Source organism: Geodermatophilus sp. TF02-6, from assembly GCF_003319115.1.
In the GTDB taxonomy this organism is placed as follows: domain Bacteria; phylum Actinomycetota; class Actinomycetes; order Mycobacteriales; family Geodermatophilaceae; genus Geodermatophilus.
This window is the reverse complement of record NZ_QOHF01000007.1, coordinates 105,078-126,201: the sequence shown is the minus strand read 5'-3', so window position 1 is coordinate 126,201 and position 21,124 is coordinate 105,078. Positions and strand designations below refer to the sequence as shown.

General features: G+C 73.7%; 18 protein-coding genes. 11 read left to right on the top strand and 7 right to left on the bottom strand.

Going from position 1 to position 21,124, the window contains the following annotated elements; translation table 11 throughout:
• Positions 1 to 35: 35 nt before the first annotated feature.
• Positions 36 to 1,031: a DMT family transporter gene (locus tag DQ238_RS08615; protein ID WP_199506210.1), complete on the bottom strand. Its 996-nt coding sequence runs from the start codon at positions 1,029 to 1,031 to the stop codon at positions 36 to 38.
• A gap of 70 nt (positions 1,032 to 1,101) precedes the next feature.
• On the opposite strand from DQ238_RS08615, the gene DQ238_RS08610 reads away from it, so the two are divergent.
• Positions 1,102 to 2,004 (top strand): LysR family transcriptional regulator, encoded by a 903-nt coding sequence (locus DQ238_RS08610; RefSeq protein WP_113780877.1) that lies wholly within the window; start codon positions 1,102 to 1,104, stop codon positions 2,002 to 2,004.
• Between the two features lie 120 nt (positions 2,005 to 2,124).
• Here DQ238_RS08610 and DQ238_RS08605 read toward each other — a convergent pair whose 3' ends face one another.
• The gene (locus DQ238_RS08605) at positions 2,125 to 3,312 is read right to left on the bottom strand and encodes an NAD(P)/FAD-dependent oxidoreductase (RefSeq protein WP_113780876.1); all 1,188 of its coding nucleotides are present in this window, start codon (positions 3,310 to 3,312) and stop codon (positions 2,125 to 2,127) included.
• A complete protein-coding gene (locus DQ238_RS08600; protein WP_113780875.1) occupies positions 3,309 to 3,629 on the bottom strand; it encodes a bifunctional 3-phenylpropionate/cinnamic acid dioxygenase ferredoxin subunit in 321 nt (106 codons plus the stop codon). The genes DQ238_RS08605 and DQ238_RS08600 overlap by 4 nt, the downstream gene beginning before the upstream one ends.
• A 125-nt stretch (positions 3,630 to 3,754) precedes the next feature.
• On the opposite strand from DQ238_RS08600, the gene DQ238_RS08595 reads away from it, so the two are divergent.
• The 8 genes from DQ238_RS08595 (at position 3,755) to DQ238_RS08560 (ending at position 15,161) form a co-directional block, all read left to right on the top strand.
• Positions 3,755 to 4,555 carry an IclR family transcriptional regulator gene (locus DQ238_RS08595; RefSeq protein WP_113780874.1) on the top strand — a complete coding sequence of 267 codons (801 nt, stop codon included), beginning with the start codon at positions 3,755 to 3,757 and terminating at the stop codon, positions 4,553 to 4,555.
• A 194-nt stretch (positions 4,556 to 4,749) separates the two neighbouring features.
• A complete protein-coding gene (locus tag DQ238_RS08590; RefSeq protein WP_113780873.1) occupies positions 4,750 to 5,871 on the top strand; it encodes an aromatic ring-hydroxylating dioxygenase subunit alpha in 1,122 nt (373 codons plus the stop codon).
• Between the two features lie 164 nt (positions 5,872 to 6,035).
• Positions 6,036 to 8,501, top strand: a complete 2,466-nt coding sequence (locus DQ238_RS08585) for an FAD-dependent oxidoreductase (protein ID WP_113780872.1) — start codon at positions 6,036 to 6,038, stop codon at positions 8,499 to 8,501.
• A 320-nt stretch (positions 8,502 to 8,821) separates the two neighbouring features.
• Complete coding sequence (gene glyA / locus DQ238_RS08580; protein ID WP_305037560.1) at positions 8,822 to 10,180, top strand: serine hydroxymethyltransferase; 1,359 nt, start codon at positions 8,822 to 8,824, stop codon at positions 10,178 to 10,180.
• Complete coding sequence (locus DQ238_RS08575; protein WP_113780871.1) at positions 10,177 to 11,409, top strand: sarcosine oxidase subunit beta family protein; 1,233 nt, start codon at positions 10,177 to 10,179, stop codon at positions 11,407 to 11,409. Before glyA ends, DQ238_RS08575 begins: the two co-directional genes overlap by 4 nt.
• A 29-nt stretch (positions 11,410 to 11,438) precedes the next feature.
• Positions 11,439 to 11,717 carry a sarcosine oxidase subunit delta gene (locus DQ238_RS08570; protein ID WP_113780870.1) on the top strand — a complete coding sequence of 93 codons (279 nt, stop codon included), beginning with the start codon at positions 11,439 to 11,441 and terminating at the stop codon, positions 11,715 to 11,717.
• Entirely contained in the window at positions 11,714 to 14,584 is a 2,871-nt protein-coding gene (locus DQ238_RS08565; RefSeq protein WP_113780869.1) for a 2Fe-2S iron-sulfur cluster-binding protein, read from the top strand. The genes DQ238_RS08570 and DQ238_RS08565 overlap by 4 nt, the downstream gene beginning before the upstream one ends.
• Positions 14,577 to 15,161, top strand: a complete 585-nt coding sequence (locus tag DQ238_RS08560; protein ID WP_113780868.1) for a sarcosine oxidase subunit gamma — start codon at positions 14,577 to 14,579, stop codon at positions 15,159 to 15,161. The genes DQ238_RS08565 and DQ238_RS08560 overlap by 8 nt, the downstream gene beginning before the upstream one ends.
• Positions 15,162 to 15,431: 270 nt before the next feature.
• On the opposite strand, the gene DQ238_RS08555 is transcribed toward DQ238_RS08560, so the two are convergent.
• On the bottom strand, positions 15,432 to 16,100 hold the full coding sequence (locus DQ238_RS08555; RefSeq protein ID WP_199506209.1) for a GntR family transcriptional regulator: 669 nt from the start codon (positions 16,098 to 16,100) through the stop codon (positions 15,432 to 15,434).
• Between the two features lie 132 nt (positions 16,101 to 16,232).
• Between DQ238_RS08555 and DQ238_RS08550 the strand changes: the two genes are divergently transcribed.
• Positions 16,233 to 17,603: an L-serine ammonia-lyase gene (locus DQ238_RS08550; protein WP_113780866.1), complete on the top strand. Its 1,371-nt coding sequence runs from the start codon at positions 16,233 to 16,235 to the stop codon at positions 17,601 to 17,603.
• Positions 17,604 to 17,700: 97 nt separating this feature from the next.
• Here DQ238_RS08550 and DQ238_RS22740 read toward each other — a convergent pair whose 3' ends face one another.
• The 3 genes from DQ238_RS22740 to DQ238_RS08535 all read right to left on the bottom strand — a co-directional run bounded on the left by DQ238_RS22740 (position 17,701) and on the right by DQ238_RS08535 (position 19,813).
• A complete protein-coding gene (locus DQ238_RS22740) occupies positions 17,701 to 18,345 on the bottom strand; it encodes a TetR/AcrR family transcriptional regulator (RefSeq protein ID WP_158550738.1) in 645 nt (214 codons plus the stop codon).
• A 62-nt stretch (positions 18,346 to 18,407) separates the two neighbouring features.
• A complete protein-coding gene (locus DQ238_RS08540; RefSeq protein ID WP_113780865.1) occupies positions 18,408 to 19,196 on the bottom strand; it encodes a trans-aconitate 2-methyltransferase in 789 nt (262 codons plus the stop codon).
• Positions 19,193 to 19,813 carry a maleylpyruvate isomerase family mycothiol-dependent enzyme gene (locus DQ238_RS08535; protein WP_233495823.1) on the bottom strand — a complete coding sequence of 207 codons (621 nt, stop codon included), beginning with the start codon at positions 19,811 to 19,813 and terminating at the stop codon, positions 19,193 to 19,195. The genes DQ238_RS08540 and DQ238_RS08535 overlap by 4 nt, the downstream gene beginning before the upstream one ends.
• A 76-nt stretch (positions 19,814 to 19,889) precedes the next feature.
• Between DQ238_RS08535 and DQ238_RS08530 the strand changes: the two genes are divergently transcribed.
• Positions 19,890 to 20,933, top strand: coding sequence for an FAD-dependent oxidoreductase (locus DQ238_RS08530; RefSeq protein WP_113780864.1), 1,044 nt, complete (start codon positions 19,890 to 19,892; stop codon positions 20,931 to 20,933).
• Positions 20,934 to 21,124: the final 191 nt, after the last annotated feature.

Sequence of the window (21,124 nt, the reverse complement as noted above, 5' to 3'; positions counted from 1 at the left end):
GCGCACACCCCGTGCGTCGGCGTCTCGGCGGGGCGTCAGCGTCCCGTACTGGTGCGGCCCACCGGCACGTCGAGCTCGGCTCCGGCGAGCGCCTCGGCGACGGTGACGTGGACGCCGCCCTCGCTGCTCGGCCCGGCCAGCGCTTCGTGGGGGCGCCCGCCCGCCGTGGTGACCGCTGCGGCGTTGGCCAGCACGACCACCGCGATCCCGACCCACTCGTGCCCGGCCAGCAGCTGACCCAGCAGCACCATGCCGACCAGCGCGGCCAGGACCGGGTGGACGCTCATGAACACCCCGAAGAAGCGCTGGGGGACGAAGCGCAGCGCGGTCAGGTCGGCCGCGTACGGGACCACCGACGACAGCACCCCGGCCGCCACGGCGTAGGCCATCGGCACCCCGTCCAGCCGCCCGGACCCGGCGAGCACGAGGAGTACCGGCAGGTAGGCGAGCGCGCAGAGCGCGGTGGCCAGCGCGGGGGCCTGCAGTCCCGGCAGGCGAGCTCCCGCGACCCGGTTGAGCACGATGTACGCCGCCCAGCAGCCGGCGGCCAACAGCCCGAGCCCCAGGCCCAGGTAGTCACTCGACCGCCCGGGCAGCACCAGCACGTAGACACCGATCGCGGCCGTGGCCGCGATCGACAGATCACGCCGCGAGCGCGACCCGGCGAGGGCGACGGCGAGCGGGCCGAGGAACTCCAGCGTCACCGCCAGCCCCAGCCCGATCCGATCGATCGCCGTGTACAGCGACAGGTTCATGCCGCCGAACACGGCCGCCAGGAGCAGGACCGGCCACCACTGCGCCCGGGGCATCCGGCGCACCGGCGGGCGGGCGAGCGGCAGCAGCACTGCCGCCGCCACCACCTGACGAGTCGCCACCACCCCCGCCGGGCCGAGCGCCCCGAACGCGTGCGCGCCGAGGGCGGCCCCGACCTGGTTGCTCAGCGCGCTGCCCAGCATCGTCCCGATCCCGCGCAGCAGGCGCGCTCCCGGTCCGCCGACGGCCGTCGCGCCGATCCCTGCCTCATTGGTCACCCGCCTGAGTATGGGCACGCTCGACTCATGAGGGAAATGCCGGACACGTGCCCGGTGATACGTTAACCGCATGGATTTCGAGGTGCGCCAGCTGCGGGCGCTGCTCGCCGTGGTCGACGCCGGCACCTTCACCGGAGCCGCCGACGTCCTCGGCACGTCGCAGGCGTCGGTGTCCCGCACCATCGCCGCGCTGGAACGCGTCCTGGGCGCCCGCGTGCTACAGCGCACGACCCGCGAGGTGTCGCTGACCCCGGTGGGCGCCCGGGTCGCCGGGCACGCGCGCCGCGTCCTGGAGGAGGTCGCCGCGATCCGGCGCGCCGGCGACCGGGCCCGCGGCAACCTGCGCGTCGGCTACGCCTGGTCGGCGCTCGGTCGGCACACCACCGCGGTGCAGCGCCGGTGGTCCCAGGACCACCCCGGCTCCGCGCTGGTGTTCGTCCACGCCAACAGCCCGACCGCGGGCCTGACCGAGGGCGCCGTCGACGTCAGCGTGCTCCGCCGCCCGGTCGGCGACGCGCGGCTGCGCACCGCCCTGCTCGGTGTCGAGCGGCGCTACGCCGCCGTGGCCGCCGACGATCCGCTGGCCCGCCGTCGCAGCCTCAGTCTCAACGACTTCGCCGGGCGCACCATCGCCGTCGACCCCCTGACCGGGACCACCACCGAGGAGCTGTGGTCGCCACCGGCGGCGCCTGCCGCCGTCCGGACCGTGCACGGGATCGAGGACTGGCTCACCGTCATCGCCGCCGGCCAGGCCGTCGGCATCTCCGCTGAGGCAACTGCCGCCCAGCACCCCCGTTCCGGCGTCGCCTACCGGCTCGTCCGGGATGCCCCGCCCCTGCCGGTGTGGCTCGCCTGGTGGGCCGACAGCCCGCCGCCCAACCTCGACACGTTCGTGCACCTCGTCTGCGAGCAGTACGCACGCCGCACGCCGCAGGCGTCCGGCGACACCCACGCCGACCCGGCTCGAGGGTGACGGAGGCCCACCGCTGGTAGAGCCGCACCGGCGCCGGCCGCGCGGTCCGCGGGGTGCCCGGTCCTCACCACGGGTGCAGAGCGCCGACCGCCCGGTCCGGCCCAACAGTCAGCCCAGCAGTCAGCAGGGAGTCGGCACGGGGGAGCGGAGCTGTCGGCGCCACCGCGTGAACAGGCGGGGCTGGTTCATCCCGAGCACGGCGACGGGTTCGCCGTCGCGCTCGTAGGCCACCAGGAAGCTGCGGTCGGCGCAGCTGCCCTCCACGACCCGTGCGACGTCGCCCTCGCGGCGCGAACCCGCGAACTGGATGCGGGCGCCGTACTGGTCGGACCAGAAGTAGGGGACCGGGGTCGGCGCCGGCTCCCCGGCGCCCAGCAGCGTGGCGACCGCGGTGGCCGGCTGCTCCAGCGCGGTGGTCCAGTGCTCGGTGCGGACGTGCCGCTCCGCGGGGGCCGACCACGCCGCGGCGCAGTCGCCGACGGCGACCACGCCGGGGATGTTGGTGGCGCCGCGCTCATCGGTGAGGACGCCGTTGCCGAGGGCGCCGTTGCCGAGAGCGACGCCGGAGTGGGCCAGCCACTCGGTGTTCGGTGCGGCGCCGATCCCCACGACCACCACGTCGGTGGGCAGGCGGGTGCCGTCGGTCAGCTCCACGGCCTCGACCCTGCCGGTGCCCGCCAGTCCGGCGACCCCGGTGCCGGTCAGCAGGCGGGTGCCGTGGTCGGCGTGCAACTCGGCGCAGACCGCGCCCATCTCGGCACCCAGCGGGCCGGCGAGCGGGACGGGCTGGGTCTCGACGACCGTGACCTCCAGCCCGAGGCGGCGGGCCGTGGAGGCGACCTCCGCCCCGATGAAGCCGGCGCCGATCACGACGAGACGTCCGCCGGCGGCCAGGTCCTCCCGCAGGGCGAGGGCATCGTCCAGGGAGCGCAGCACGTGCACGCCGGCGAGCCCCTCGCTGCCGGGCAGGCGGCGGGCGCGGGCGCCGGTGGCGAGGACGACGCCGTCGGCCCGGACCTCGCTGCCGTCGTCGAGCAGCACCGAGCGGCCGAGGCGGTCGAGGCCGACCGCCGGAGTGCCCAGCCGCCACTCCAGCCCGAGGTCCTCGTCGTCGGGTGCACTCAGGGCGATGTCGTCCAGCGAGGCCGTGCCGGCCAGGAACCCCTTGGAGAGGGGCGGTCGGTCGTAGGGGGCGTGCACCTCGTCGCCGATGACCACGATGCGGCCGCCGTAGGACTGCGCCCGGAGAGCGCGCGCTGCCGACAGGCCGGCCAGGGAGGCTCCGACCACGGCGACGGTGGGGCTCATGCGGCGCCGTCCGCGGGGGTTCCCGGCTGCACGTAGACCATGCCGTCCTGCACGACGACCCGGTGGGTGCGGACCGGGATCTTGGCCGGCGGGCCGGAGACCTTCCCGGTGCGCAGGTCGAAGCACGAGGCGTGCAGGGGGCACTCCACGGCGCAGCCGTCCAGCCAGCCGTCGGCCAGCGAGGCGTCCTGGTGGGTGCACGTGTCGTCGATCGCGTAGAAGTCGCCGTCGACGTTGAAGACCGCGATGGGCTCGTCGGCCTCCACCCGGATCGCCTCGCCGGGCGGCAACGCGGTCGTGGGGCAGACCGGGATCATGGCGCTCCAGGCTCTATGTTGCGTCTATCACGACTGTTTGCCTATGGCGCAACAGCATGGCTCGGCCTCGCTCCACCGTCAAGGGGAGCGGCCGACCCCGCGATCCGCGCCCTACGCTCTAGGTCATGAGTGGGCCGCAGGCGGAGAACGGAGAGCGCAACGCGGTCGCCGCGGTCCAGTCCGTGGACCGCGCCCTGAGCGTCCTGGAGATCCTGGCGGCACACGGGGAGGTCGGCGTCACGGAGGTCGCCGCCGAGCTGGGGGTGCACAAGTCGACGGCCTTCCGGCTGGTCGCGGTGCTGGAGAGCAGGGGCTTCGTCGAGCAGCTGGCCGATCGGGGCAAGTACCGGTTGGGCTTCGGCGTCGTGCGCCTGGCCGGCGCCGCCGCCGCGCAGTTGGACATCGCCCAGGAGGGACGGCGGATCTGCGAGGCGCTGGCCGCCGATCTCGAGGAGACCGTGAACATCGCCATCCTGGACAGCGACCGTGCGGTGAACGTCAGCCAGGTCCGCGGGCCGGCGGCGCTCAGCACGCACAACTGGGTGGGGCAGGGTACCCCCTTGCACGCCACCTCGAGCGGCAAGGTGCTCCTGGCCCACGCGCCCGACGCCGTCTGCAAGGGCGTGCTGTCCCGGGAGCTGCAGCGCTTCACCCCCGCCACCATCACCGATCCCGAAGAGCTGCGCCGGCACCTCGACCGGATCGTCGAGCGGGGCTGGGGTTCGACCGTCGAGGAGTACGAGGTCGGCCTCAACGCCGTCGCCGCGCCCGTCCGGGACGCGGACGGAGACGTGGTCGCGGCCCTCAGCGTCTCGGGCCCCTCCTTCCGGATGGACTCGGCGGACTTCCCGAGGCTCGCCCCGCGGGTCGTGTCGGGCGCTGACGAGCTGAGCAGGAGGCTGGGCTTCTTCGGCCGCCCGCGCTGACCCGGCTGGTGGTGCCGCCGGTGGCGGTGGAGCGAGAGCCGAGACGGCGAGTTGTTGCGCCAGGCGCGAGCGGGTGGGTAATCTGCAACACAGCGGGTCGTCCTGACCAGACGACGACCGTGGTCGACCCAGACCTGCGTTGCCCGACCTCCAGCGTGTCCCCTCACATCGCCCGACGGAACCCGAGGTGCCGTGTGACCTCCACCGATCTGCCCGCGAGCCTCATCCCCACGCTGTCGGGCCAGTACTACACCGACCCGGCCGTCTTCGCGCTGGAACAGTCCCGGATCTTCGAGGACATGTGGTTCTGCGCCGTGCGCTCGGCCGACCTGCCGACGCCCGGCTCCTTCCGGAAGGTCCAGGTGGGCAGGGAGAGCGTGCTCGTCGTCCGCAGCCGCGACGGGCAGCTGCGGTCGTTCCTCAACGTCTGCCGGCACCGAGGTGCGCAGATCTGCACGGAGGACTCCGGAGAGGTCAAGCGGGCCTTCCAGTGCCCCTACCACGCCTGGACCTACGACCTGTCGGGCAAGCTCATCGCGGCCCCCAACCTGACCAAGATGCCCGACATCGACCGGGTCGAGTACGGCCTGGTGCCGGTGGCGCTGCGGGAGTGGCTGGGCTACGCGTGGGTGTGCCTGGCGAAGGAACCCCCGTCCTTCGAGGACGACGTCGTGGCCGCCGTCGTCGAGCGCCTCGGCGACGCGGACTCGATCGAGCACTACGAGCTCGACTCGCTGTCGGTGGGGCGCCGCATCACCTACGACGTCCAGGCGAACTGGAAGCTCATCGTCGAGAACTTCATGGAGTGCTACCACTGCGCGACGATCCACCCGGAGCTCACCGAGGTGCTCCCCGAGTTCGCCGACGGCTACGCAGCGCAGTACTTCGTCGGGCACGGCGCGGAGTTCGGGGACGACGTCCAGGGCTTCACCGTCGACGGCAGCGAGGGTTTCGACCGGCTCCCGGGGGTCGACGAGGACCAGGACCGTCGCTACTACGCCATCACGATCAGGCCCACCGTGTTCGTCAACCTGGTGCCCGACCACGTCATCCTCCACCGCATGTTCCCGGTCTCGGCCGACCGGACGATCGTCGAGTGCGACTGGCTGTACTCGCACGAGGTCGTCGAGTCGGGCAAGGACGTGACGCGGTCGGTGGAGCTGTTCCACCGGGTCAACGAGCAGGACTTCGCCGCCTGCGAGCGGACCCAGCCGGCCATGTCCTCCCGCGCCTACGCGGGCGGCGGCGTGCTCGTGCCCTCCGAGCACCACATCGGCGCCTTCCACGAGTGGCTGACCGGGCGCCTGTCGAACTGAAGAGGACCCCTCTGCCCCCCGCCACTCGCAGCAGAAGGACCCCGTCCTCCCCACCCCTCGCACGCTCGGGGCGGTGCCCGGGACGGGGCCAGGGACCCTGCAGAGGGGCCGTCGCAACCGGAAGTTGACATCCCCCGGCCGACCGGAAGGCAGGAGCGAGAGCAGTGTCCACCACCCCTCGTGTGGTCGTCATCGGAGCGGGGATCGTCGGCACCAACCTGGCCGACGAGCTGACCGCCCGCGGCTGGGACCGCGTCACCGTGGTCGACCAGGGGCCCCTCCCGCTGACCGGGGGCTCCACCTCGCACGCGCCCGGGCTGGTCTTCCAGACCAACGCGTCCAAGACGATGACCGCCTTCGCCAGCTACACGGTCGAGAAGTTCCTCGGCCTCGACGTCGACGGCGCCTGGTGCTTCAACCAGGTCGGCGGCCTCGAGGTCGCCACCACGCCGGAGCGGCTCGCCGACCTGCACCGCAAGCAGGGCTGGGCCACCTCCTGGGGCGTCGAGGCGCAGGTGGTCGACGTCGACGAGTGCGTGCGGCTGCACCCGCTGGTCGACCGCGAGCGCATCCTCGGCGGGTTGCACATCCCCTCCGACGGCCTGGCCAAGGCCTCCCGGGCGGTCGTCGCCCTGGCCCGCCGCGCCGAGGCCCGGGGCGCGGTCTTCCAGGGCTCGACCCGGGTGACCGGCATCGAGTCCGCCGGCGGCCGGGTCACCGGCGTCCGGACCCCGGACGGCGTCATCCCCGCCGACGTCGTGGTCTCCTGCGCCGGCTTCTGGGGGCAGGAGCTCGGCGCCATGGTGGGGATGGACGTCCCCCTGCTGCCGCTGGCGCACCAGTTCGTCTGGACCGGGCAGGTGCCGGAGCTGGTCGGGCGCAATGACGAGCTCGGCGAGGCGAGCCTGCCGATCCTGCGCCACCAGGACCAGGACCTCTACTACCGCGAGCGCGTCGACCGCCTCGGCATCGGCTCCTACGCCCACCGGCCGATGCCGGTCGACCTGCACGAGCTGCCCCAGGGCGACGTCGGGGAGTCGTCCATGCCCTCGATGCTGCCCTTCACCGAGGAGGACTTCGCCCCGGTCTGGGAGCAGAGCCAGCTGCTGCTGCCCTCGCTGCGCTCGGCGAAGATCGACTCCGGCTTCAACGGCATCTTCTCCTTCACCCCGGACGGCGGCCCGCTCATCGGCGAGTCCGCCGACGTCCAGGGGTTCTGGATCGCCGAGGCGGTCTGGGTCACCCACTCCGCCGGGGTCGCCCGCGCCGTGGCCCAGCTCCTCGTGGACGGCCGCTCGGAGATCGACCTGCACGGCTGCGACGTGCACCGCTTCGAGGACGTGCAGCTCACCCCGGAGTACGTCACCGAGACCTCGCAGCAGAACTTCGTGGAGGTCTACGACGTCATCCACCCGCTGCAGCCGCGGCGCTCCCCGCGCGACCTGCGGGTCAGCCCCTTCTCCGCCCGGCAGCAGGAGCTCGGCGCGGTCTTCCTCGAGGCCGCCGGCTGGGAGCGGCCGCACTGGTACGAGGCCAACGCGCACCTGGTGGACAAGCTGCCCGCGGAGTGGGTGCCGCCGGAGCGCGACGCGTGGGCGGGGCAGTTCTGGTCCCCGATCGCGGCGGCCGAGGCGTGGCGGACCCGCACCGCCGTGGCGGTGTACGACATGACGCCGCTCAAGCGGCTCGAGGTCAGCGGCCCCGGTGCCCTCGCGCTGCTGCAGCGGCTGACGACCGGCGAGATGGACAAGTCGGTCGGGTCGGTCACCTACACGCTCGCCCTCGACGAGGCCGGCGGCATCCGCAGCGACCTCACCGTCGCCCGGCTCGGTGAGCAGCTGTTCCAGGTCGGCGCCAACGGCCCCCTCGACCTCGACCACTTCCAGCGCCAGGCGCCGGACGACGGCACCGTCGCGATCCGCGACGTCACCGGCGGCACCTGCTGCATCGGGCTGTGGGGCCCGCGGGCCCGCGACCTCGTCCAGCGGGTCAGCTCCGACGACTTCTCCAACGACGGGCTGAAGTACTTCCGCGCCAAGCGGGCCCGGATCGGAGGAGTGCCGGTGACCGCGATGCGGCTGTCCTACGTCGGCGAGCTGGGCTGGGAGATCTACACCAGCGCCGACCACGGCCAGCGGCTGTGGGACGTGCTGTGGCGTGCCGGCCAGGACTTCGGTGTGATCGCCGCGGGCCGGGCGGCCTTCAACAGCCTGCGGCTGGAGAAGGGCTACCGCGCCTGGGGCTCCGACATGACCACCGAGCACGACCCCTACGAGGCCGGTCTCGGGTTCGCCGTCCGCAGGCAGAAGACGGACGACTACGTGGGACGGGCGGCGATCGCCGAGCTCGGCGAACACACGGGAAGCCGCCGGCTGTCCTGCCTGACGATCGACGACGGCCGCAGCGTCGTCCTCGGCTCCGAGCCGGTCTTCGTCGACGGCCGCCCGGCCGGCTACGTGACCAGCGCGGCCTTCGGGCACACCGTCGGCCGGCCGATCGCCTACGCCTGGCTGCCCGCCCCGGCGACCGTCGGCACGAGGGTCGAGATCGAGTACTTCGGCACCCGGATCCCCGCCACCGTCGCCGCCGAGCCGCTCGTCGACCCGGAGATGACCCGCATCCGCGGCTGAGGGAGACCCCGCGCGTGTGCACCGACAGCATCGGGACCTTCTCGCAGGAGGGCCCGATGCTGACGGGAGCGAGCTGGACCTCGAGCTCGAGGACGAGTTCGAGCTGAGTCAGCTTCTCGCTCGAGGGCGGCCTTCTTCTCCTCGCTCGGCTGCTCCGTCCGACGACGCTCCAGTTCCTGTCCGGCGCCTACGACGCGCTGGCGGGCCGAGTCGACCGACAACCACGACGCCCCCTTGACCCGGGGCAGCCACTCGTTCTACTCTGCTGCACGACTGATATACTAGTTTTCGGGTTGATACATGACAGGAAGGATCCCGGCATGGTCGTCCAGGTGGATGAAGGGCTGCAGGCCCCCGTCCAGGGGAACGGAGGGCTGCGCGCCTCGGCCGGTTCGGACCGCGTGCTCAGCCGGTCGCTGGGGGACACCGACCCCGAGGTGCACCGCGCGATCTCGGCCGAGCTGGCCCGGCAGCAGACGACGCTGGAGATGATCGCCAGCGAGAACTTCGCCCCGGTCGCGGTGATGCAGGCCCAGGGCTCGGTGCTGACCAACAAGTACGCCGAGGGCTACCCCGGCCGGCGGTACTACGGCGGCTGCGAGCACGTCGACGTGATCGAGCAGCTGGCCATCGACCGGCTGAAGGCGCTGTTCGGCGCCGAGTACGCCAACGTGCAGCCGCACTCGGGCGCGCAGGCCAACGCCGCGGCGATGTCCGCCCTGCTGGAGCCCGGCGACACCATCCTGGGCCTCGACCTCGCCCACGGCGGCCACCTGACGCACGGGATGAAGCTCAACTTCTCCGGCAAGCTCTACGACGTCGCCGCCTACCACGTGGGCCGCGAGGACCACCGGGTCGACATGGCCGAGGTGGAGAAGCTGGCGGAGGAGCGGCGGCCCAAGCTCATCGTGGCCGGCTGGTCGGCCTACCCGCGTCACCTGGACTTCGCCGAGTTCCGCCGGATCGCCGACGAGGTCGGGGCCTACCTGATGGTGGACATGGCCCACTTCGCCGGGCTCGTCGCCGCCGGGCTGCACCCCTCCCCGGTGCCGCACGCGCACGTCGTCACCTCGACCACCCACAAGACCCTGGGCGGTCCGCGCGGTGGGGTCATCCTGGCCACCGCCGACCTGGCCAAGAAGTTCAACTCCTCGGTGTTCCCCGGTCAGCAGGGCGGGCCCCTCGAGCACGTCATCGCCGCCAAGGCGGTCGCCTTCAAGCTGGCCGGTGAGCCGGCCTTCCGGGAGCGCCAGGAGCGCACCCTCGCCGGCGCCCGGATCCTGGCGGACCGGTTGCTGGCAGCCGACTCCCGCGCGGCGGGCGTCGACGTCGTCAGCGGCGGCACCGACGTCCACCTCGTCCTGGTGGACCTGCGCGAGTCGGAGCTGGACGGCCGGCAGGCCGAGGACCGGCTGCACTCCATCGGCATCACGGTCAACCGCAACGCCGTGCCCTTCGACCCCCGCCCGCCGATGGTCAGCTCCGGGGTGCGCATCGGCACCCCCGCGCTGGCCGCCCGCGGCTTCGACCTCGACGACTTCGTCGAGGTGTCCGACGTGATCGCCGCCGCGCTGCGGCCCTCGCTCGGTGACGAGCAGCTCGCCGAGCTCCGCGAGCGGGTCACCCGGCTGGCCGATCGTCATCCCCTGTACCCCGACCTGACGGAGGTCTCCCGATGAGCCCCCGCACCCCCGGCGCGGACCTGCCGGAGCACCCGGACTTCCTGTGGCGGAACCCGGAGCCGAAGCGTTCCTACGACGTGGTCATCGTCGGTGGCGGCGGGCACGGCCTGGCCACCGCGCACTACCTGGCGAAGAACCACGGCATCACCAACGTCGCGGTGCTGGAGAAGGGCTGGCTGGCCGGCGGCAACATGGCCCGCAACACCACGCTGATCCGCTCCAACTACCTCTGGGACGAGAGCGCGGCCATCTACGAGCAGGCGCTCAAGCTCTGGGAGGGGCTGGAGGAGGACCTGGGCTACCCCATCCTGTTCAGCCAGCGCGGGGTGCTGAACCTGGCACACACGCTGCAGGACGTCCGCGACAGCGTGCGACGGGTCGAGGCCAACAAGCTCAACGGGGTCGACGCCGAGTGGGTGGAGCCGGACGAGGTCCGCAAGATCTGCCCGATCGTCAACACCTCGGCCGACATCCGCTACCCGGTGCTGGGGGCCACCTACCAGCCCCGCGCGGGCATCGCCAAGCACGACTACGTCGCCTGGGGCTTCGCCCGGCGTGCCGACGAGGCCGGGATCGACCTGATCCAGGACTGCGAGGTCACCGGGTTCACCACCGAGGGCAACCGGGTCACGGGGGTGCGGACCACCCGCGGGGACATCGCCGCCGGGCGGGTCGCCCTGTGCGCCGCCGGGCACACGACGGTGCTCACCGACATGCTCGGCTTCCGCGTGCCGGTGCAGAGCCACCCGCTGCAGGCCCTGGTCTCCGAGCTGCTGGAGCCCATGCACCCGACCATCGTGATGTCCAACGCGGTGCACGTGTACGTCTCCCAGGCGCACAAGGGCGAGCTGGTCATGGGCGCCGGCGTCGACTCCTACAACGGCTACGGGCAGCGCGGCGCGTTCCACATCATCGAGCGGCAGATGGCCGCCGCGGTGGAGCTGTTCCCGGTGTTCGCCCGGGCGCACCTGCTGCGCAGCTGGGGCGGGATCGTCGACGTCAGCCCGGACGCCTCACCGATCGCCGGGCGGACCCCCTACGACAACCTCTACCTGAACTGCGGCTGGGGCACCGGCGGGTTCAAGGCCACGCCCGGCATCGGCTGGTGCCTCGCCTCCACCATCGCCAACGACGAGCCCCACCCCAACGTGGCGCCGTTCAGCCTGGACCGCTTCGTCACCGGAGCGCTCGTCGACGAGCACGGCGCCGCCGCCGTGGCCCACTGACCCAGCGCCCACCGATACAGGAGTCCTCCGTGCAACTCATCGAATGCCCGTGGTGCGGCCTCCGCGAGGAGGTCGAGTTCTACTACGGCGGCCAGGCCCACGTCGCGTATCCGGAGGACCCGGCCGGGCTCTCCGACGAGGAGTGGGCACACTACGTGTTCTTCCGCGACAACCCCAAGGGCCGCTTCGCCGAGCGCTGGTCGCACAGCGCCGGCTGCCGCCGCTGGTTCAATGCGATCCGCGACACCGCCACCTACCGCTTCGAGCGCGTCTACCGCCTCGATGACCCGAAGCCGGTGATCCCATGACGAGCCCGTTCCGGACCGCCTCGGGCGGCCGAGTCGACCGCACCACCACCCTGCAGTTCACCTTCGACGGGCAGACCTACACCGGTCACCCCGGTGACACGCTGGCCTCGGCGCTGCTGGCCTCCGGCCGGCACCAGATCGCCACGAGCGTCAAGCTCGGCCGACCGCGCGGCATCGCCGCAGCCTGGGCCGAGGACCCGGGCGGCCTGGTGCAGATCGAGGAGCCGTTCCCCGAGCCGATGCTGTTGGCCACGACGGTCGAGCTCTACGACGGCCTGGTCGCCCACGGGCTGCCGGGGCAGGGGTGCCTGGCCGAGGTGCCCGACTCCGCGCGCTACGACGCGGTCCACCACCACGTCGACGTGCTGGTCGTGGGAGCCGGCCCCGCGGGCCTGGCCGCCGCGCTCACCGCCGCCCGGGCCGGGGCCCGGGTCGCGCTCGTCGACGAGCAGTCCGAAGCCGGCGGCTCGCTGCTGTCGGGCACCGACCAGCTCGACGACGCTCCAGCGCTCCAGTGGGTCGCCGCGGCGGTCGCCGAGCTGGCCGGGCACCCGGAGGTGCTGCACCTGCAGCGCACGACCGCCTTCGGCGGCTACGACGACGGCTTCGTGCTGGCGCTCGAGCGGCGCACGGATCACCTGGGTGCGACCGCGCCCAAGCACCTGTCCCGCCAGCGGGTGTGGCGCTTCCGGACCCGCGCCATCGTCGTGGCGACCGGAGCCCACGAGCGACCGGTCGTGTTCACCGACAACGACCGCCCGGGCGTCATGCTCGCCGGCGCCGCCCGGACGTTCCTGCACCGCTACGGCGTGCTGCCCGGTCGCGAGGCCGTCGTGTTCACCACCAACGACAGCGCCTACGACGCCGCCCTCGACCTGCACCGGGCCGGCGCGCGGGTGCAGGCGGTGGTCGACGCCCGGCCGGAGGGCTCGCCGCGCCGACGTGAGGAGTGCGAGCGCGCCGGGATCCGGGTCCTGGACGGATCCGTCGTGGTCGGTACCGAGGGCGTCGAGCGGGTCACGCACGCCCTCGTCGCCCCGTTCGAGAACGGAGAGGTCGGCGCCAACAGCGCGATCGCCTGCGACCTGCTCCTGGTCAGCGGAGGCTGGAACCCCGCAGTGCACCTGTTCAGCCAGGCCCGCGGCCGGCTCCGCTACGACGAGGAGCTCGGCGCGTTCCTCCCGGCCGAGGAACTCGAGGGCCTGTCCGTCACCGGCTCGGCCGCAGGCGTGTTCGACCTGGCCGGGTGCCTGGCCGACGGGCAGCGGGTGGCCCGCGCGGCGCTGGAGGCCCTGGCCGTCCAGCCGCCGGGGGAGGACCCCGCACCGGCTGCCCAGCAGCCCGTCCTCCCGACCGCGCCGCTGGTGCTGTGGCGGGTGCCGGACGCCTCCGGCGCGCAAGCGCGTACTCAGTTCGTCGACCTGCAGCGCGACGCGACGGTCGCCGACATCGCCCGGGCGGTCGGCGCCGGGATGCGCTCCATCGAGCACGTCAAGCGCTACACGACGATCGGGACCGCGCACGACCAGGGCAAGACCTCCGGCGTCCTCACCTCGGGGATCACCGCCGAACTGCTCGGGGTCCCGGTGCAGGACACCGGCACCACCACGTTCCGGCCGCCCTACACCCCGGTGGCCTTCGCGGCGCTGGCCGGCCGGGACCGTGGCCGGCTCTTCGACCCCGAGCGGGTCACCGCCCTGCACGAGTGGCACGCGGCCGCCGGGGCGGTCTTCGAGGACGTCGGCCAGTGGAAGCGTCCCCGCTACTACCCGCAGCCCGGCGAGGACATGGAGGCCGCGGTCCTGCGGGAGTGCGCCGCCGCCCGCACCGGCGTCGGGATCCTCGACGGCTCCACCCTGGGCAAGATCGACGTCCAGGGCCCCGACGCGGCCGTCCTCCTCGACCGGCTCTACACGAACCTGATGAGCAGCCTCAAGGTCGGCTCGGTCCGCTACGGCGTCATGTGCGGCGTCGACGGCATGGTCATCGACGACGGCACCGTGCTGCGCCTGGCCGAGGACCGCTTCCTCGTCCTCACCACCACCGGCGGCGCGGCGAAGATCCTCGACTGGATGGAGGAGTGGCTGCAGACCGAGTGGCCGGAGCTGCGCGTCCACTGCACCTCGGTCACCGAGCAGTGGGCCACCTTCCCCGTCGTCGGCCCCCGCTCCCGCGACGTCATCGGCGCCGTCTTCCCCGACGTCGACGTCTCCGCCGAGGCGTTCCCGTTCATGACCTGGCGGGACACCACCCTCGAGGGGGTGCCGGTCCGGCTGGCCCGGATCAGCTTCTCCGGAGAGCTGGCCTTCGAGGTCTACGTCAACCCCTGGTACGCGGTCGCCGTGTGGCAGCGGCTGCTCGAGGCCGGCCGCCCGTACGGCATCACCCCGTACGGCACCGAGACCATGCACGTCCTGCGCGCGGAGAAGGGCTACCCGATCATCGGGCAGGACACCGACGGCACCGTCACGCCGCAGGACCTCGGCATGGCGTGGGCGGTGTCGAAGAAGAAGCCCGACTTCGTCGGCAAGCGCTCGTTCGCCCGGGTGGCCAACGCCGACCCGCTGCGCAAGCAGCTGGTCGGGCTCCTGCCCGGGGACCGGCAGACCGTGCTGCCCGAGGGCTCGCAGATCGTGGAGTTCCGCGCCGACGGCGAGCTGCCGCCCCCGCCGGTGCCGATGCTCGGTCACGTCACCTCCAGCTACCGCAGCGCCGAGCTCGGGCGTCCCTTCGCCCTCGCCCTGGTCAAGGGAGGCCGGTCGCGCATCGGCGACACCGTCCACGTCCCCGTCAACGGCACCCTCGTCCCGGTCGAGGTCACCGGCTCGGTGCTGGTCGATCCCGAAGGAGCCCGTCGCGATGGCTGAGCTGCTGCGCACCCACCCGCTGGAGGCGTGGGCCACGGCCTTCGAGCGCCTGCCCGACACCGTCGGCACCACCGTCGAGCCGTTCGTCGCGATGGTCGACGTCCGGCTCGGCGCCCTCGGCCCGGAGGTGTCGGCGGCGCTCGGCGTCGACCTGCCGACGGCGGTCAACACCTGGGTGCCGACCGACTCCGGGTGGGCCGTCTGGCTCGGTCCCGACGAGTGGCTGCTCTCCAGCACGGCGGAGACGCCGGAGGAGTTCGAGGCCCGCGTCCGGAGCGCCGTCCTCCCGCTCGGCGGTGCCGCTGTGGACGTCTCCGCGCAGCGCATCGGCCTGCGGCTGACCGGGGCGCGGGTGCGCGACGTGCTGGCCAGGGGCTGCGCGATCGACCTGCACCCGCGGGTCTTCGGCCGGGGCAGCAGCGCTCAGACGACCCTCGGCCTGGCCGGCGTCGTGCTGCTCGGCCTCTCGGACACCGGCGACGACTACCTGCTCCTCGTCCGGTCCTCCTTCGCCGGGTACCTCGCCGACTGGCTGCTGGACGCCGCCCTGGAGTTCACCCCCACCCACAAGAGCTGACCAGTCCTGCGGCCGGAGTCGTCGCGGCCGCGGACGGTGCAGTCCGGGCTGACCCTCGCGCGCGGCGGGGTCGGCCCGGACTGCACCGCGCTCTTCCCGCGGCCCACGACCAGGTGGGCGTGCCGCTGTCGGTCGAGCCTGCGAGGGGTGGAGGGCGAGGAGGCCCCGTCCAGAGGCTCACCCTGAGCGTGCGAGGGGTGGAGGACGGGCGGCCCTCCTGCAGGGGCCTGCCGCGAGCGTGCGAGTGGTGGGGGGCAGGAGGGTCCTTTCTCAGATCACCGCGCGAATCGCCTGCTCGAAGCCGAGCACGTGTCGACGGGCGAGGTCGTCGGCCCGATCGGCGTCCCCGGCGGCGATCGCCCGGAGCAGATCTACGTGCTCCCGGACATGGACGTCCACCGTGGGCAGCCGGTCGAGGAACACGCAGTGGATCCGCGTCGCCAGGTTGTCGTAGCGGATGAGGACGTCCTCCAGGTGCGGGTTGCCCGCCGCCCGGTAGATGGCCCGGTGCACGGCCAGGTCCCAGCGCATCAGCTCGGTCGGGTCGACCAGGGCGACGTCCAGGTGGTCGATGCGCGCGGCGAGCTCCTCGAGCTCGGTGGATGCGGTTCGAGCGCTCCGCTCGGCGGCGCGACGGGCGGCCAGTGGCTCCAGCTGAGCGCGGATCTCCGAGATGTGCGCCAGATCGGAGATGTCCATGCCGGTCGCGAACGTCCCCCGCCGCGGGTAGGACACGACGAGCCGGTCGACCTCCAGCCGCTTCAGCGCCTCGCGGACGGGGGTCCGGCCCACGCCGAGGTCCTGGGCCAACGCGTCGTCGTCGATCGGATCACCCGGTCGGATGGCGAGCATGATCAGCCGGTCCCTGATCGCCACGTAGGCCTTGTCCGCCAGGGACGTGGGCGCGGACGAGTCCAGTTCCAGCGGGACGGCGGTCACGCTCGAATCGTACGGGTGGAGAGCCAGCAAGGCTTGCCTCCGTGTGGAGAACGACATACTCTTGCACTAGATCTGGTATATCAGAAGTGTACCTGATTTTCCTGGCTGTCGCGGACCGGTGAGAGGGCACGCATGACCATCAGCGCATTCGACTTGTTCAAGGTGGGGATCGGTCCGTCCAGCTCGCACACCGTCGGCCCCATGCGGGCCGCCAGCACCTTCGTCACGCGTCTGTCCGAGGAGGGGCTGCTCGGACAGGTGGCCGGCGTCCGGTGCGAGCTGTTCGGCTCGCTCGGCGCCACCGGGCACGGTCACGGCAGTGTCAAGGCCGTCGTCCTCGGTCTGGAGGGCGAGCAGCCCGACCTCGTCGACCCCCTCGCGGCCGAGCCGCGGGTCGAGACCATCCGCCGCGAGGGCGGACTCCGGCTGGCCGGCGAGCACCCCATCGCGTTCTCGGTGGACGACGACGTCGTGCTGCACCGACGCAAGCGGCTGGAGTTCCACACCAACGGCATGCTCTTCCGGGCGCTGGACGGGGACGGGGACGAACTGCGCCGGCGCGAGTACTACTCGGTGGGCGGCGGCTTCGTCCTGGACGAGGACGAGGCCGGCCCGGTGATCGTCGAGGACCGCACGCCGGTGCGGTACCTCTTCCGCACCGGCGAGGAGCTGTTGGCGCACACCCGGGAGACCGGGCTGCGCATCAGCGACGTGATGCTGGCCAACGAGCTCTCCTGGCGGAGCGAGGCCGAGGTGCGCGAGGGCCTGCTGCACGTCTGGTCGGTCATGCAGGAGTGTGTCGAGCGGGGCACCCGCACCACCGGCGTCCTGCCCGGGGGGCTCAAGGTCCGCCGGCGCGCGGCCGCGCTGCGCGCCCAGCTGGAGGAGTACCCGGACGAGGCCGACCCGCTCCGTGCGATGGAGTGGGTGACCCTCTACGCCCTGGCGGTCAACGAGGAGAACGCGGCCGGCGGGCGGGTGGTCACCGCGCCGACGAACGGCGCCGCCGGCATCGTGCCGGCCGTCCTGCACTACTACCGCGACTTCGTCGACTCCTACTCCGAGGACGGGGTGGTGCGGTTCCTGCTCACCGCCGCGGCGATCGGGCTGCTGTTCAAGGAGAACGCCTCCATCTCCGGTGCGGAGGTGGGCTGCCAGGGCGAGGTCGGCTCGGCCTGCTCCATGGCCGCCGCCGGCCTCGCCGAGGTCATCGGCGGAACCCCGGAGCAGGTGGAGAACGCCGCCGAGATCGGCATCGAGCACAACCTCGGCCTCACCTGTGACCCGGTCGGGGGACTGGTGCAGATCCCCTGCATCGAGCGCAACGCCGTCGGCTCGGTCAAGGCCATCACCGCGGCGCGCATGGCCGTCCGCGGCGACGGCCGGCACCACGTCTCGCTGGACAAGGCGATCAAGACCATGCGCGAGACCGGCGCGGACATGAAGGACAAGTACAAGGAGACCGCCCGCGGCGGGCTGGCGCTCAACATCGTGGAGTGCTGAGAGAGCACCCGTGGCCGAGGACGCCGACGCCGAACGCCTCTCGGCGGCCCGGCCCGAGCCCCGATGCCCGCGCCCCGGTGTCCTCGCGCCGCCGTCCTCAGGGGTGCGTGCCGGCCCGGCGGGAGGCCGGGGCGGAGGGTCTCGCCGCGGCCCCGGGAGCACCGTCCCGCCGCGCTGCGTCGGGCGCTCGCCCGATGAGGCCGGCCACCAGCGGGCGCAGCGCCGCAGCCGGGTCGAGACCCTCCTGCGGCCGGACCAGCTGGTCGAGCACGAGGCCGTCGACGCAGGCGAGCAGCGTCCGGGCGGCCGGGGCGGGGGAGACGGCGCCCAGCGCGGCCAGGCGCTCCTCGAGCAGCCGCCAGAAGCGGGCGGTGGCGGCGAGCACGGCCTCGCGCAGGTGCGGCCGCCAGGCAGCCTCCAGGAACAGGGCGTGCCGCGCCAGCGTCTGCGTGCGCCCCGGGCCGAGCAGGTACTCGACCACGGCCGCGAGCTCCTCGACGAACGAGGCGGGGCCGGGCGGCCCCGCAGCCGCGACGTCGAGCGCGGCGACCACCGCCAGCTCGCGTTCGGCCAGGTGGTCCAGGACGCCGGCGAGCAGGGCGTCGCGGCTGCGGAAGTGGTTGGAGGTCGTGCCCGCGGGCAGCCCGCCGCGCCGGTCGACCGCGCTGTGGGTGAGGCCGCGCGCGCCCCGCTCGGCCAGCACCTCCAGCGCGGCGTCGAGCGCCTCGGTGCGTCGCGCCACCACCGACCTCCGAGTCTGCCTGCTGTGGGGGACCGCCCCAGTGTCCCCGACTGCGGTCTGCCTCAGCCCGCCCGCGCGTCGACGTCGAGCCGCACGTAGCCGAGCTCCTCCGGCGCGCCGAGGGCTGCGAACAGGGCGGCGGTGTAGCGGTCGCGCAGCTCCTCGGGCAACCGGTCGAGCTCGGTCACGGCGACGGAGGTGGCCAGGAAGGCCGGCACGTCGGGCGGTCGCGCCGGTCGACGCTCGCTCCACACGCGGACGTCGGTGAAGCCCGCCGTCGCCACCTCCCGCCGCGCCGTCTCCACCGCGTCGAACGTCCACGGCGACCGGAACGGCGCCAGGTGCGCGGCGAAGGGCTCGCGGCCGGCCAGCTCGGCCATGGCCTCCTCGACGCCGGGGATGTTGCCGGCCCCGCCGTACTGCACGGCGAGGACGCCGCCGGGTCGGAGCAGGCCGCGCAGGTGCCGCCACAGCCGCGCGTGGTCGGGGACCCAGTGCAGCGTCGCGGTCGACACCAGCACGTCGGCGGGCTCCGGCCAGGTGAACTCGTGCAGGTCCGCCCGGACCACCTCCGCCCGGTCGCCGAGGCGGGCCCTCGTGGCGCGCACCATGGCGGCGGAGACGTCGACGGCGACGACCCGCCCGCGCGGCACCAGGGCGGCCAGCTGCTCGGTGACCAGCCCGGCCCCGCACCCCAGGTCCACGACGGTCTCGTCACCCCGGAGGTGCAGCCGGGCCAGCACGTCGCGCGCCCAGGACTGCTGCGGCGTGGACAGCCGCGCGTACCCGGCGGCGTCCCAGTCGACGACCCGGGGGGCCTCGTCCCCGTCGGCGTGCCAGCCGCCGGTCACAGGACCGTGAAGCCGGACGGCAGGCCGCGCCCGGTCGCCCCGCGCAGCAGCGCCCCGGCCCGGGCACCCTGCACGGCCAGGCTCCCGATCAGGGACAGGCTCTCCGCGGCGGCGGCCTCGGGGACGTCGAGCGGTCGGCCGAGCGCCGCGGCGAGGTCGCAGGTGTGCACGGTCAGCTCGAACGTGCGGGTGGGCAGGTAGTCGGCCAGCCGCATCCCCCCGGCCGGCGTGGCCGCCAGGGCGTCCGGGTCGGCACCGTCCACGAGCGTGGTCACCTCGCCGGCGAGGCGCGCCACCGCACCGGCCGGGTCGGCGCCGAGCGCCGTCCCGGCCTCCCGGCCACGCCGGGCGACCTCCGCGGGATCCCCCAGGACCCGGACCCGCCGGAAGTACTCGACGGGGGAGCGGACCTCGACCGTGTCGACCGGCTCGCCGAGGTAGCGCTGCACCGTCGACAGCGCCCGGCCGGTGTGGCCGACCAGGTCGCGCACCGTCCACTCGCCGAGCGCGGGCTCGTCCCAGCGTCCCGCTGCGCCGGCGGTCGTCTCGACGAACCAGCCCGCGGCCCGGGTGAAGGCCTCCCGCGTGCGCACCCACTCCCGTCGGTCGTCGTCCACGGCCGTCTCCTCCCCAGCGAGCCTGCTCCGGACCAGGCTACTCGCCGTGCTACTACAGGTGTAGTAGTCTGCGGGCGTGCGACGTACGGCGGTGGTCGTGGGGGCCGGTGTGGGTGGTCTGGCGACGGCGGCCGGCCTGAGCCGGAGCGGCTGGCGGGTCACCGTGCTCGAGCGCTGGCCGGAGGTCACCGTGCACGGGGCGGCGCTGGGGCTGTGGCCCGACGCGCAGCGGGCGCTGGCACACCTGGGGCTCGAGGAGGAGCTCCGCGAGCGGTCCGTGCCCTACCGCTCGGCGACGATCCGCAGTGCCACCGGTCGGCGGCTGGCCGACCTGCCGCTGGCCCGGATCGAGCGCCGCGGCGGACGTCCCGTCGTCCTCCTGGGCCGCCGCACGCTGATGGAACTGCTGCTGGCCGCGCTGGGGGACGTCGAGATCCGCACCGGTGCGGCCATCGCCGACCCCCGGCAGCTCGCCGACGACTGCGACCTGGTCGTCGGCGCCGACGGCCTGCGCAGCACGGTCCGCTCCGCCGTCTTCCCCGGACCGACCGGCCCCCGCGACGCCGGCTTCGTCGCCTGGCGCGGATGGGTGGCCGGGGAGGTCGCCGTCCACGGCGAGACCTGGGGACGGCGGCAGGTCTTCGGGCTCACCCCGATGGAGCCCGGCCGCACCAACTGGTACGCCGCGGTCGCCGCGCCCGACGCGGACGGCGACGACTGGGTGGCCCTGCAGGCCCGGTACGCGACCTGGCCGGACCCCGTGCCGCAGGTCCTCGCCCGCACCGACCCCGAGCGCCTCCTCGAGCACCGGGTGTACGACCTCGCCCCGCCGCTGCCGTCGTACGTGCGCGGCCGCGTCGTCCTCCTCGGCGACGCCGCCCACGGCATGACCCCCGCGCTCGGCCAGGGGGCCTGCTCCGCGCTCGTCGACGCCGTCACCCTCGCCCGGTTGCTCGGCGAGCACGACGTGCCGGCCGCGCTGGCCGCCTACGACCGGCAGCGCCGGCCGCCGACCCAGCGGCTCGTCCGCCGCTCGGCCCGGGTCGCCCGCGTCATGCTCGCCGGCCGGCCCGCTCCGGTCCGCGACGTCCTCCTGCGCGGCGTCGGATCGCTGGTGTGACCGCGCACCGGCGGGCCGGTGCCGGCCGGAAGCCGGTCGGCACCGGCGGCTGAGCGCCTCCCGGGGAACCGATCCGGATCCGCGGAGTCCGGATCCGCGGCGTCGCGCCGGGCGCCGACCGGCCTACAGTGGCGAACGCCGACAGCCGTCCCGGCGGGACCTGCACGCTGCCGCCGCCGGGGTCGGGGTGG